This window comes from Microbacterium abyssi (assembly GCF_015277895.1).
Classification (GTDB): Bacteria; Actinomycetota; Actinomycetes; order Actinomycetales; family Microbacteriaceae; genus Microbacterium; species Microbacterium abyssi.
On record NZ_CP063815.1, the window covers coordinates 1,997,972 to 2,010,876 of the forward strand.

General features: G+C 67.5%; 11 protein-coding genes and 2 tRNA genes. 2 read left to right on the forward strand and 11 right to left on the reverse strand.

Annotated elements, in window-relative coordinates:
• Positions 1-6: 6 nt before the first annotated feature.
• Positions 7-80 (reverse strand) — tRNA-Pro (locus tag IM776_RS09685).
• A 121-nt stretch (positions 81-201) separates the two neighbouring features.
• Here IM776_RS09685 and IM776_RS09690 point away from each other — a divergent pair.
• Both IM776_RS09690 and IM776_RS09695 read left to right on the forward strand, forming a co-directional pair.
• Positions 202-275, forward strand: a tRNA-Gly gene (locus tag IM776_RS09690).
• Positions 276-298: 23 nt separating this feature from the next.
• Positions 299-1,507 carry a hypothetical protein gene (locus IM776_RS09695; protein WP_194419862.1) on the forward strand — a complete coding sequence of 403 codons (1,209 nt, stop codon included), beginning with the start codon at positions 299-301 and terminating at the stop codon, positions 1,505-1,507.
• Position 1,508: 1 nt separating this feature from the next.
• Here the strand turns inward: IM776_RS09695 and IM776_RS09700 are convergent, their stop codons facing one another.
• The 10 genes from IM776_RS09700 to uvrA all read right to left on the reverse strand — a co-directional run bounded on the left by IM776_RS09700 (position 1,509) and on the right by uvrA (position 12,870).
• The gene (locus IM776_RS09700; protein ID WP_194419863.1) at positions 1,509-1,862 is read right to left on the reverse strand and encodes an RNA polymerase-binding protein RbpA; all 354 of its coding nucleotides are present in this window, start codon (positions 1,860-1,862) and stop codon (positions 1,509-1,511) included.
• A gap of 1 nt (position 1,863) precedes the next feature.
• A complete protein-coding gene (secG, locus tag IM776_RS09705; protein WP_033107536.1) occupies positions 1,864-2,112 on the reverse strand; it encodes a preprotein translocase subunit SecG in 249 nt (82 codons plus the stop codon).
• Positions 2,113-2,193: 81 nt separating this feature from the next.
• On the reverse strand, positions 2,194-3,018 hold the full coding sequence (gene tpiA, locus IM776_RS09710; protein ID WP_194419864.1) for a triose-phosphate isomerase: 825 nt from the start codon (positions 3,016-3,018) through the stop codon (positions 2,194-2,196).
• Positions 3,009-4,223 carry a phosphoglycerate kinase gene (locus tag IM776_RS09715; RefSeq protein ID WP_194419865.1) on the reverse strand — a complete coding sequence of 405 codons (1,215 nt, stop codon included), beginning with the start codon at positions 4,221-4,223 and terminating at the stop codon, positions 3,009-3,011. Before IM776_RS09715 ends, tpiA begins: the two co-directional genes overlap by 10 nt.
• Positions 4,224-4,230: 7 nt before the next feature.
• Entirely contained in the window at positions 4,231-5,241 is a 1,011-nt protein-coding gene (gene gap, locus IM776_RS09720; protein ID WP_194419866.1) for a type I glyceraldehyde-3-phosphate dehydrogenase, read from the reverse strand.
• A gap of 115 nt (positions 5,242-5,356) precedes the next feature.
• The gene (locus IM776_RS09725; protein ID WP_147039412.1) at positions 5,357-5,983 is read right to left on the reverse strand and encodes a superoxide dismutase; all 627 of its coding nucleotides are present in this window, start codon (positions 5,981-5,983) and stop codon (positions 5,357-5,359) included.
• Positions 5,984-6,123: 140 nt separating this feature from the next.
• Positions 6,124-7,101, reverse strand: a complete 978-nt coding sequence (gene whiA, locus IM776_RS09730) for a DNA-binding protein WhiA (protein WP_194419867.1) — start codon at positions 7,099-7,101, stop codon at positions 6,124-6,126.
• Between the two features lie 73 nt (positions 7,102-7,174).
• Complete coding sequence (gene rapZ, locus IM776_RS09735) at positions 7,175-8,047, reverse strand: RNase adapter RapZ (RefSeq protein WP_194419868.1); 873 nt, start codon at positions 8,045-8,047, stop codon at positions 7,175-7,177.
• 30 nt (positions 8,048-8,077) lie between these two features.
• Positions 8,078-9,982, reverse strand: a complete 1,905-nt coding sequence (gene uvrC, locus IM776_RS09740; protein ID WP_194419869.1) for an excinuclease ABC subunit UvrC — start codon at positions 9,980-9,982, stop codon at positions 8,078-8,080.
• Positions 9,982-12,870: an excinuclease ABC subunit UvrA gene (gene uvrA, locus IM776_RS09745; RefSeq protein WP_194419870.1), complete on the reverse strand. Its 2,889-nt coding sequence runs from the start codon at positions 12,868-12,870 to the stop codon at positions 9,982-9,984. The genes uvrC and uvrA overlap by 1 nt, the downstream gene beginning before the upstream one ends.
• Between the last annotated feature and the right edge of the window lie 35 nt (positions 12,871-12,905).

The window sequence follows — 12,905 nt, forward strand, 5'->3', positions numbered from 1 at the left end:
ACTACGTCGGGGCGACAGGATTTGAACCTGCGACTTCCCGCTCCCAAAGCGGGCGCTCTACCAAGCTGAGCTACGCCCCGGTTGAACCCGCGCGCGGGAACGGCCTTGTCGAGTCTAACGGACAGGAGCACAGTCAACGTCCGCTATGATCGATGAGTCCGGTTCACTCCGGATTCGGTTCCTCGGCCAGTCTGAGGATCCGGGGCTGTAGCTTAGTGGTAAAGCCTCTGTCTTCCAAACAGATGATGCGAGTTCGATTCTCGTCAGCCCCTCCATCTCCCTTTCACGAGGAGGACATGTGGCAGAGTCACCGGTTCCTCCGTCAGGCGGTCATCAGATCGAACCGGCGTTCGGCGCCGTCGCAGAGCTCGGCCCGGCACCCGAACCTAAGCCGCATCGCCGGCGCACAGGCCTGATCCTGACTTTGCTCGGTGTGCTCCTGATCGGCGCTGCGTGCGCCGGTACGCAATGGGCCGCGAACGTCGGGTACGACGATGCGCTGGTCGCTTTCGAGGATGCCGAGGACGACGCCGAGGTGAGCCAGGCCGAGCTCGAGCGCGCACTGCTCGCGCTGACCGAGACCACCGAAGTAGCCACGACCGTCGCTGAGACCGATAGCGGAACCCTCATGGATGCCGCTTCCAAGGAGCCCTTCGCCGCCGCCCTCTCGGAGGCGGAGGCCGCGGAGACCGAGGCGGTGGCGCTCGTCGACGACGAGCTGCCGGAGGCGACGGACAAGCCCGACTGGGCGTGGGAGCTGTTCGGCGCCACCTCCGAGCTGAACGCCGATCGTGACGAGCTGGCCGAGGACGAGGACGAGTTCGATGACACGCGTTCGACCGTCACGACCGCGTCGGATGCTGTGAACGAGACCGGGACGGCCGCGATCCTCTCGGCCGCGGAGGCCGCCGGTGCTTTCGAGGCCGCGCACGTGTCGGCCCGCAACACCGATATCATCGCGATGCGCCGGGCGGCGGAGCGGGTCAGCGGTGCCACCGCCCTTGACGCGACGGCTGCGGAGGCGTACGCCGAGCTCGAGTCGGCTGCAGAGCAGATGCTGGCCTCGGAACAGGCCGAGCTCGCCGAGAAGCAGGGGCCGCTCCACGACGCGCGCGTCGAGATCGAGGCGTTCGCCCGCGACCTCGCGCCCGGCGTGCTCCTCGATTTCGACTGGTCGCCCCTGGTCAACGGATACGGCGAAGCCGACAGCATGGGCGGCTACGCGACATGGTGGTACGGCGACCCAGGGTACGCGAATCTCGAGCTGTCGAACTCCGTCGCCCAGTACTGGCCTGGCGATCGCAGCAAGGCGCTCGTCGCGCACGAGGTCGGGCACGCGATCAGCGTGAAGTGCGAGGGTATGTACGACGACACAGACCAGGGAACCATCGAGGCTTGGGCCACGGCGTGGGCTATCGGCATGGGGTTCCATGACGCCGCCAACGGCACGTCGGCCTATGGCGCTCCCCCGCAATCACTCATCGACGCGGCCGCGGCGTGCCGGTGATTTACTGACCGCGCCGCTCGCGCAGCTGAGTGAGCGCCTCATCCAGAAGCTGCTCGGCCTCGTCGTCGGTGCGACGCTCCTTCACATAGGCGAGGTGCGTCTTGTATGGCTCGTTCTTGGCGAGCTCCGGCGGATTCGCCTTGTCGCGGCCGGCCGGCAGACCGGACTGCGGGTGGTCGATCGTCTCGGGGATCTCCTCGTCCGGAAGACCGGCCGCGAAGTAGCGAACGGTCTCGTTGCCGAGCCCATCCCAGTAGGAGACCGCGATGCGGTCGGCGTGGTAGCCGTGGTCCTGCTCGCCCATCGGGCCGGAGCCGACGCGGGTACCGCGGATGGCGTTGCCTCCAGTGGCCATGTCAGATCACCTCGAGTTTCGTGATGAGCCCCAGCGCGACGATGGAGATGAACCACACGAGTGCCAGGACGATGGTGAAGCGGTTGAGGTTGCGCTCCGCGAGTCCGGAGGAGCCGACCGCCGAGGTCATGCCGCCGCCGAACATGTCGGAGAGACCGCCGCCGCGGCCCTTGTGGAGAAGGATGAGGAGTGTCAGCAGGACGCTGGTGATACCCAGCAGGACCTGCAGGACGAACTCAAGAATTGCCACGAGGGAAAGCCTTTCGAAGGGACAGTTGGTTGCCCGTAAGGGTCAAGTATACGGGTGACGGGGCCGCAGCCCCGTCACCGCTCAGACGCCTACGTGCTTCTCGAACCGGATGATCGCGGCGAAGTCGTCGACCACAAGGCTCGCGCCGCCGACCAGGGCACCGTCGACATCGGGCTCGCGCATGAAGCTGGCGATGTTCGCCGCCTTCACCGAGCCGCCGTACAGGATCCGGGTGCGCGCAGCGGCATCTTCATCCAGGGTCTTCGCCAGCACACCGCGCAGAGCTGCGCAGACGTCCTGAGCCTGCTGCGGCGTCGCCGCCTGGCCAGAGCCGATCGCCCAGACGGGCTCGTACGCCACGACGATGTCAGCGGATGCCGGGACGCCCTTGAGCGCTGCCTCGAGCTGACCGGCGGGTACGGCGCTCGCGCCGAACTCCTCCAGGTCCTCCGCCGTCTCGCCGACGCAGATCACCGGCACGAGGCCGTGCTTGAGCGCCGCCTGCACCTTGGCCGCCACGACGTCGTCGGACTCGGCGTGGTACTCACGACGCTCCGAGTGGCCGATGATGACGTACTTGGCGTCGAGCTTCGCGAGGAACGCTCCGGACACCTCACCGGTGTACGCACCGGAGTCGTGCGCCGAGACGTCCTGCGCGCCGAGCGCGAAGGGGATCTTGTCCGCATCGATCAGCGTCTGCACGCTGCGGATGTCGGTGAACGGCGGGAAGACCGCCACCTCGACAGAGCCGTCCTCGTGCTTGGCGTCCTTGAGCGCCCAGTGCAGCTTCTGCACGAACGCGACCGCCTGCAGGTGGTCCAGGTTCATCTTCCAGTTTCCCGCGATCAGCGGGGTACGGGCCCTGTTCGGCGCAGCCGACGATCGGGAATTGGTTTCTATGCCCATCCGAGCACCTCCAGGCCGGGTAGTTTCTTGCCCTCGAGGAACTCGAGGCTCGCGCCTCCGCCCGTCGAGATGTGACCGAACTGGTCATCGGCGAAGCCGAGCTGCCGCACAGCGGCGGCCGAGTCTCCGCCGCCGACGACGCCGAGGCCGTCGACCTCGGTCAGCGCCTGCGCGACGGCCTTGGTCCCCGCGGCGAACGCGGGGAACTCGAACACGCCCATCGGACCGTTCCAGAACACCGTCTTGGAGTCGCAGATCGCCTGGGCGAAGACCGCCGCGGTCTCCGCACCGATGTCGAGTCCGATCCCGGAGGTTCCGAACGGAGATTCCTCGATGGCATCCGCCGCGACGATCTCGTGCGCGGCATCCGCCGAGAACGACTCGGCGACGACGACGTCCGTCGGCAGCACGATCTCGACGCCGCGCTCTTCGGCGTCGGCGAGATAGCCGCGAACCGTGTCGAGCTGGTCCTTCTCGAGAAGGCTGGATGCCACGGCGTGGCCCTGCGCGGCGAGGAACGTGAACAGCATGCCGCCGCCGACGAGGATTCGGTCGACGCGCGGGAGCAGGTGCGAGATGACGCCAAGCTTGTCGCTGACTTTCGATCCGCCGAGGACGACCGTGTACGGGCGCTCCGGACTCTCGGTCAGGCGATCGAGAACGTCCAGCTCGGTGGCGATCAGCAGACCCGCCGCGGAGGGCAGGATCTCGGCCAGCTCGTAGACGCTCGCCTGCTTGCGATGCACGACGCCGAAGCCGTCAGACACCAGCGCGTCGCCGAGCGTGGCCAGCTCGCCGGCGAAGGCCTTGCGCGCAGCGTCGTCCTTCGCCGTCTCGCCCGCGTTGAAGCGCAGGTTCTCGATCACGACGACCTCGCCGTCCTCAAGAGCTGCGACAGCGTCGCTCGCGGACTCGCCGACCGTGTCCGATGCGAACGCGACCGGCTGGTCGAGCAGCTCCGACAGTCGCTTCGCGACCGGCTCGAGGCTGTACTGCGGGTCGGGCGCACCGTCGGGGCGTCCGAGATGCGAGCACACGACGACGCGCGCGCCCGCTTCGATGAGCGTGTTCAGGGTCGGCAGCGAGGCGCGTACACGACCATCGTCCGTTATGACGCCGTCCTTCAGGGGGACGTTCAGGTCACAACGGACGATGACGCGTTTGCCCTCGAGCGAACCCAGTGATTCCAGGGTGCGCAGGGTCATGAGCTGCTCAGAGACGCTCTGCGACGTACTCGGTCAGGTCGACGAGACGGTTGGAGTAGCCCCACTCGTTGTCGTACCAGCTGGAGACCTTGACCAGGTTTCCGCTGACGTTGGTGAGCGTCGAGTCGAAGATCGACGAGTGCGGGTTGTGCACGATGTCGCCCGAGACGATCTGGTCCTCGTTGTACTGGAGGTAGCCGGCGAGGCGACCGTCGGCCGCAGCCTTCTTGTACGCCTCGTTGACCTCTTCGACCGTGAGGTTCTCGCGGTCGGTGATCAGCGTCAGGTCGACGATCGAGCCAGTGGGAACCGGAACGCGGTACGACGAGCCGCTGAGCTTGCCGTTGAGCTCCGGGAGCACCTCGCCGATGGCCTTGGCCGCACCCGTGGAGGCGGGGACGATGTTGATCGCCGCTGCGCGTGCGCGGCGCAGGTCGCTGTGGGGGCCGTCCTGCAGGTTCTGGTCGGCGGTGTACGCGTGGGCCGTCATCATGAAGCCGCGGTCGATGCCGAACGCGTCGTTGAAGACCTTCGCGAGCGGTGCGAGGCAGTTGGTGGTGCAGGAGGCGTTGGAGATGATGTGGTGCGAGGCCGGGTCGTAGCTGTCCTCGTTCACGCCCATGACGAAGGTCGCGTCGACGCCGCTGCCCGGTGCCGAGATCAGGACCTTCTTGGCACCCGCATCGATGTGCTTCTTGGCGAGCTCCGCCTTGGTGAAGAAGCCGGTGGACTCGATGACGATGTCGACGCCCAGCTCGCCCCAAGGGAGACCGGCGGGGTCGCGCTCGGCGAACGCCTTGATCTGCTTGCCGTTCACGGTGATGCTGTCTTCGTCGTAGCTGATCTCCGCGTCGAGCACGCCGCCGACGGAGTCGTACTTGAGCAGATGCGCAAGCGTCTTGTTGTCGGTGAGGTCGTTCACCGCGACGATCTCGAGGTCAGCTCCCTGCGCGAGAGCCGCGCGGAAGTAGTTGCGTCCGATACGGCCGAAGCCGTTGATGCCGATCTTGACAGACACTCAGGTCTCCCTGTTTCTCATGTGCGGCGCCGGCATCTGCATGCCTGCGCAACGCTCGGGGTTTTTGGCTGAGATGGCGTCCCGACGAGCCGAGGCCCGTCGGGACGCGACCCGATTACGACAGTACCAGCAGGCCGTTCGTCTGCTTGCGGGCGACGTCGAGGCGCTGCGCGACGTTCTCCCAGTTGGCGATGTTCCACGCCGCCTTGACGTAGTCGGCCTTGACGTTGAGGTAGTCGAGGTAGAACGCGTGCTCCCACATGTCGAGCTGGAACAGCGGGATCGTGCCCTGCGCGGTGTTCGCCTGCTGGTCGAACAGCTGCTGGATGATCAGGCGCTGACCGATCGAATCCCAGCTGAGCACGGCCCAGCCGGAGCCCTGGATGCCGGTGGCCGCAGCCGTGAAGTGGGCCTGGAACTTGTCGAACGAGCCGAAGTACTCGTCGATCGCGGCCTTCAGCTCGCCCTCGGGCTGTCCGCCGCCGTTCGGCGACAGGTTGGTCCAGAAGATCGAGTGGTTGACGTGACCGCCGAGGTTGAACGCGAGGTCCTTCTCGAGCTTGTTGACGTTCGCGAGGTTGCCGCTGTCGCGTGCCTCGGCGAGGGCCTCGAGGGCCGTGTTCGCACCGGCGACGTACGTGGCGTGGTGCTTGTCATGGTGGAGCTCCATGATCTTGCCGCTGATGTGCGGTTCCAGCGCCGCGAAGTCATAGGGGAGGTCGGGGAGCGTGTAAACAGCCATGTCGCTTTCATCCAATCCGCGCCGCGCCGCGGCGCTTGTCGGTTCCTCCGCACCGCCCGAATGCGACGCGGAGCAGACTTCTTCATCTTAGTGACGACAACGCGCCTGCGGCGAGGATGCTTCCTCGGATGACGGACTCGCTATACGTCGAGGCCGGCGGGCACCGCGGACTCCGTGCCCGGAACGCCCTCCTGCTGTGCGCGCTTGTCGGCCATGGCCAGCAGGCGGCGGATGCGGCCGGCGACGGCATCCTTCGTCAGGGGCGGATCGGCGTGATGACCGAGCTCGTCCAGGCTCGCGTCACGATGCGCGAGGCGCAGCTCGCCGGCAAGGCGCAGATGGTCGGGGACGGTCTCGCCGAGGATCTCCAGCGCGCGCTCGACCCTGGCGCAGGCGGCCACCGCTGCCTGCGCCGACCTTCGCAGGTTGGCGTCGTCGAAGTTGACCAGGCGGTTCACGCCGGCGCGCACCTCACGACGCTGGCGCATCTCCTCCCACGCCGCGGCCGTCTTCTGGGCGCCCATCTGGGCGAGGATCGAGCGGATGGCCTCGCCTTCACGCACGACGACGCGCGGCATCCCGCGCACCTCACGCGCCTTGGCTGCGACGCCGAGCCGGTGTGCGGCGCCCACCAGGGCCATGGCGGCCTCCGACGTCGGACACGACACCTCGAGCATGGCGGAGCGTCCGGGCTCCGACAGGGACCCGGCGGCGAGGAAGGCACCGCGCCAGAGGCCGGCGAGCTCCTCGCGCGACCCCGTGGTGAGGCGGTTCGGCAGGCCCCGGACCGGGCGCCGGCGCTGATCGAGCAGGCCGGTCTGGCGGGCGAGGGTCTCCCCCGCGCCGATCACGCGCACCGCGTACCGGGCGCCGTCGTGCGAACTGGCGGACTGCACCTGTGCGAGTTCGGGGCGCACGCCGTAGATCTCGGCGAGGTCGCGGGCGACGCGACGTGCCAGCAGCTCGGCGTCGACTTCCGCCTCGACGGCGACACGGCCGGCGATGGAGTGGAGCCCGCCGGCGAACCGGAGGATCGCAGTGACCTCCGCGACGCGCACCGTCGGCGGTGCGTTGCGGATGCTGACGAGTTCAGCCTTGACATCGGTGGTAAGTGCCACGGGACTCCTTGTAAAGCTTCGCGCGTCGGATCGCGACGCAAACAATCAGTTTACCGGCCGCGGCCCTCGTCACTTACTCGCGGCCGAGATCCCGGTGTCGCACGCTGACGGCGACGCCAGGAACCGAGGCCAGGCGCTTCGCGAGTTCCTCGGCCATCGCCACCGAGCGGTGCTTGCCGCCAGTGCATCCGATCGCCACGGTCGAGTGCCCCTTGTTCTCGCGCTGATAACCCTCCAGCACAGGAGTGAGCGCCGTCGCGTAGGCGTCGAGGAACTCGGACGCGCCCTCCTGAGTGAGCACGTAGTCGCGTACCTGAGCATCCTGGCCGGTGAAACCGCGCAGGTCGTCGTTCCAGTACGGGTTGGGAAGGAACCGCATATCGGCGACGAGATCCACATCGGTGGGGAGCCCGTACTTGAAGCCGAAACTGAGGATGGTGAGCCGGTGTCTGGCCGCACCCTCCTCGGAGAAGGTCTCGGAGACCTGCGTCGCCAACTGATGGATGTTCAGCGACGACGTGTCGATCACCATGTCGGCGGCCTCGCGCACCAGCGTGAGCCGGGAGCGTTCGAGACGGATGCCGTCGAGCAGCGTGCCGTCCTCCTGGAGGGGATGCGGACGCCGCACCGACTCGAACCGCCGCACGAGCACGTCGTCGGAGGCATCGAGGAACACCACGCGGACGCTGCCTCGCGAGCGCAGCGCACGCGCCACCTCGGGGAAGTCGTTGAACAGGTTGCGGCCGCGGACATCCACGACCGCAGCGACCTTGGGCAGCGCTCCGCCGCCGAGATCGGTGAGGTCGAGCAGCGGCCGCAGCATCTGCGGAGGGAGGTTGTCGACCACGTACCAACCGAGGTCCTCGAGGGCGTTGGCCACCGTGGAACGCCCGGCACCGGACATGCCGGTGACGATGAGGAATTCGTTCTTCTCCTCGGTGGCCATCGGTACTCCCTCTCCCCTGTGCAGACCAGCCTATCTACTCGCGAGGTGGCTGTGGATGCTCAGCGCCAGCGCGGGGCCGATGCCCGGCACCTCCTGGATCTGCTCGGAGCTTGCACCCTTGAGGGCGCTCACGGAGCCGAAGTGCCTCAGCAGCGTCTTGATGCGCGAAGCGCCGAGCCCTGGGATCTCTTCGAGCACGGTTCCGATGTCGCGCCGGCGGCGTCTGCGCTGATGGCTGATCGCGAACCGGTGCGCCTCATCGCGCAGGCGCTGCAGCAGATAGAGGGACTCGCTGGTGCGCGGCAGGATCACCGGGAAGTCCTCTCCCGGCAGCCAGACCTCCTCGAGCCGCTTGGCGATGCCGCACAGGCCGATCTCGGTGTGCCCGGAGTCACGGAGCGCTCGGGCCGCGGCCTCGACCTGCGGCTTGCCGCCGTCGACGAGCAGCAGCTGCGGCGGGTAGGAGAAACGCGGCTTCCTCCGCGTCGAGACGACCTCGCCCTCGGGCGCGAGCGGATCGGTGAGGACCTCGCCCTCGGGCTCGGCCTCCTCAGGGCGGTCCAGGTACGCCAGCCGACGCGTGAGCACCTGATACATCGAGTCGGTGTCGTCGGTGGTCTCGGCGATGTTGAAGGACCGGTACTGGTCCTTGCGCGGCAGTCCGTCCTCGAACACGACCATCGACGCCACGACGTTCGTGCCCCCGAGATGGGAGATGTCGAAGCACTCGATGCGCAGCGGCGCGGACTCGAGGTCGAGCGCCTCCTGCAGATCGGTGAGAGCCTGGGTGCGAGCGACGTAGTCGCCGGTGCGGCGGGTCTTGTGCCTGATCAGCGCCTGCTGCGCGTTGAGGGTGGCGTTGCGCATGAGCTCGGCGCGCTGACCGCGCTGCGCGACCGCGATCTCCACCCTGCGCCCTCTGCGCTCGCGCAGCCACTCCTCGAGCTCGGCCGCGTCGTCGGGCAGGGCGGGTACCAGGACGCGGCGCGGGATGTCGACGCCCTCGCCGTAGGCGCGCTGGAGCACCTGGTCGACGAGGTCGGAGCCGGAGATGTCCAGTTCCTTCTCAATGGTCGTCGCCCGCACACCGCGCACGCGGCCGCCGCGGATCGAGAAGTGCTGCACCGTCGCCGCCAGCTCGTCCTCGGCGATGCCGAACAGGTCGGCATCCTCGTCGGAGGGCAGCACCAGGGCGCTCTTGCCGAGCACGGCCTCGATCGAGGCGAGCTGGTCGCGGTACTTCGCGGCCGCCTCGTAGTCCATCGCAGCGGAGGCGGACTGCATCCGCCTGGTGAGCTCCTTCGTGAAGCGCTCGTCACCGCCCGCCATGAACGCGACGAAGTCATCGACCATCGCACGGTGCTCCTCGATCGTGACCTTCATCGAGCAGGGGCCGCCGCACTTGCCGATCTGGCCGGGGAAGCACGGCCGACCCGTCGCCATGGCGCGCTTGTAGCTCGCGTCGCTGCAGGTGCGGATCGGGAACGCCTTGATCATCAGGTCGATCGTCTCGTGCACTGCCCACACCTTCGGATAGGGACCGAAGTAGCGTGCACGCGGGATCTTGCGGTTGCGGGTCACGAGCACGCGCGGCGCCTCGTCGCCGAGCGTCACCGCCATGAACGGGTACGACTTGTCGTCCTTGTACCTGACGTTGAAGGGTGGGTCGAACTCCTTGATCCACATGTACTCCAGCTGCAGGGAGTCCACATCGGTGGGCACGACCGTCCACTCGACCGAGGCTGCGGTCGTCACCATCCGCCTGGTGCGCTCGTGCAGGGTGCGCAGCGGCGCGAAGTAGTTCGACAGCCGCTGCCGCAGATTCTTCGCCTTGCCGACGTACAGAACCCTTCCCTGGGCGTCCAGGAAGCGGTACACGCCGGGAGCGGTCGGGATCTCACCCTGCTTCGGCTTGTACGGGAGCACGTCGGCCATCAGCTGGCCTTCCGGGCTCCGCGCCCCTCCCCGAGGATCTCTGCGAGGAACAGGCCGGTGTGGCTCTCCTCGACACGTGCGATCTGCTCGGGGGTGCCGGTGGCGAGGATCTCGCCGCCGCCGGAGCCGCCCTCAGGACCCAGGTCGATGACCCAGTCGGCCGATTTGATGACGTCGAGGTTGTGCTCGATGACGATCACCGTGTTGCCCTTGTCTACGAGGCCGTTCAGAACCTCGAGGAGCTTGCGCACGTCTTCGAAGTGCAGCCCGGTCGTGGGCTCGTCGAGCACGTAGACGCTGCGTCCGTTGCTGCGGCGCTGGAGCTCGGTGGCGAGCTTGACGCGCTGCGCCTCGCCGCCGGACAGCGTGGTGGCCGACTGCCCGAGCCGGACGTAACCGAGCCCGACGTCGACGAGCGTCTTCATGTAGCGGTGGATCGCCTGGATCGGCTCGAAGAACTCGGCGGCCTCCTCGATCGGCATCTCGAGGACCTCGGCGATGTTCTTGCCCTTGTAGTGCACGGCGAGGGTGTCGCGGTTGTAGCGCTTGCCATGGCAGACCTCGCAGTCGACGTACACGTCGGGCAGGAAGTTCATCTCGATCTTGATCGTGCCGTCGCCCGAGCAGGCCTCGCAGCGGCCGCCCTTGACGTTGAAGCTGAACCGGCCGGGCTGGTAGCCCCGCACCTTCGCTTCGGGCGTCTCGCTGAACAGCGTGCGGATGCGGTCGAAGACGCCGGTGTAGGTCGCCGGGTTCGACCGCGGCGTGCGGCCGATCGGCGCCTGGTCGACGTGGACCACCTTGTCGAGGTTGTCGAGGCCGGTGACGCGGGTGTGCTTGCCCGCCAGGGTGCGTGCGCCGTTGAGCTTGGATGCCAGTACCCGGTAGAGGATGTCGTTGACCAGCGACGACTTGCCGGATCCGCTGACGCCCGTGACGGCCGTCAGCACGCTGAGCGGGAAATCGGCCGTGACGTTCTTCAGGTTGTTCTCGCGCGCGCCGACAACGGTCAGCTGGCGCTTCCTGTCGATCTTGCGGCGCTTCTTCGGCGTGGGGATCTCACGCCTGCCGGAGAGGTAGTCGCCGGTCATCGAGTCGGTGTCGCCGAGCAGCGCCGAGTACGGCCCCGAGTGCACGACGCCGCCGCCGTTGACGCCGGCACCCGGGCCGATGTCGACGACCCAGTCGGCGGCCTCGATGGTCTCTTCATCGTGCTCGACGACGATGAGCGTGTTGCCGAGGTCGCGCAGCTTCTGCAGCGTCTCGATCAGGCGACGGTTGTCGCGCTGGTGCAGGCCGATCGACGGCTCGTCGAGCACGTACAGCACGCCCGTGAGGCCGGAGCCGATCTGGGTGGCGAGGCGGATGCGCTGGGCCTCGCCGCCGGAGAGCGATCCCGCCGAGCGGCTGAGGTTCAGGTAGTTGAGGCCGACCTGGAGCAGGAAATCCAGCCGCAGACGGATCTCGCGGAGCACCTGCGCAGCGATCTTCGCCTCGCGGTCGGTGAGCTTCAGCTTCTCCATGAAGCCGCGGGCGTCGGCGAGGCTCAGGTGCGACACCTCGGCGATCGAGTGCCCGTGCACCTTGACCGCGAGCACCTCGGGCTTGAGACGGTGGCCGTCGCACACCGGGCACGGCACCTCGCGCAGGTACTCGCCCCAGCGGGCGCGCTGGTTGTCGCTCTCGGCCTGGGCATACTGCCGCTCGATGTAGGGCACGACACCCTCGAATCCCGAGGCGTAGCGCATCTCGCGGCCGTAGCGGTTCTTCCACTTGACCGTGACCTTGTAGTTGTCTCCGCGCAGCACGGCATCCTGCACGTCGACGCGCAGGTCCTTCCACGGGGTGTCGAGCGAGAAGTTCAGGTCGCTCGCGAGTCCTTCGAGCAGCCGCTCGTAGTACTGGAACAGGCCCTTGCCCTGCGTCGTCCACGGAATGATGACGCCCTGGCGGATCGAGAGGTCCTCATCGCCGAGCATCAGGTCGACGTCGACCGACATGCGCGTGCCGAGACCCGAGCAGGCCGGGCAGGCGCCGAACGGCGCGTTGAACGAGAAGGTGCGCGGCTCGATCTCGGTGAGGGTGATGGGATGCCCGTTGGGGCAGGCCAGCTTCTCGGAGAAGGACTGCCACGCGGCATCCCCTTCCTCGTCGACGAAGTTGACCTGGACGACGCCACCGGCCAGGCTCAGCGCGGTCTCGACCGAGTCGGTGACGCGGCCGAGGATGTCGTCCGAGGCGACCAGGCGGTCGACGACGACGGCGATGTCGTGCTTGTAGCTCTTCTTGAGCGTCGGCGGCTCGGCGAGCTGGATGAGATCGCCGTCGACGATCGCGCGCGAGTAGCCCTTCGCGCCGAGCTCGCGGAACAGGTCGACGAATTCGCCCTTCTTCTGCGAGACGATCGGGGCGACGATCTGGTACCTGGTGCGCTCGTCCAGCTCCATCAGCTGATCGGCGATCTGCTGCACGGTCTGGCGCTGGATGCGCTCACCGCACTGGGGGCAGTGCGGGATGCCGATGCGCGCCCACAGCAGACGCATGTAGTCGTAGATCTCGGTGATCGTGCCGACGGTCGAGCGCGGGTTGCGGTTGGTCGACTTCTGGTCGATCGACACGGCGGGGCTCAGCCCCTCGATGAAGTCGACGTCCGGCCGGTCGACCTGGCCGAGGAACTGGCGCGCGTACGCGCTCAGCGACTCGACGTAGCGGCGCTGGCCTTCGGCGAAGATCGTGTCGAATGCGAGGCTGGACTTTCCGGATCCGGACAGCCCGGTGAACACGACCAGGGAGTCGCGTGGAATGTCGATGTCGACGTTCTTGAGATTGTGTACGCGGGCACCGCGGACACTGAGTTTGCCTGGACTGGCGACGGGGACGATGGGCACCGAACAATTCTACGAGGGGCCACCGACATTGGCTC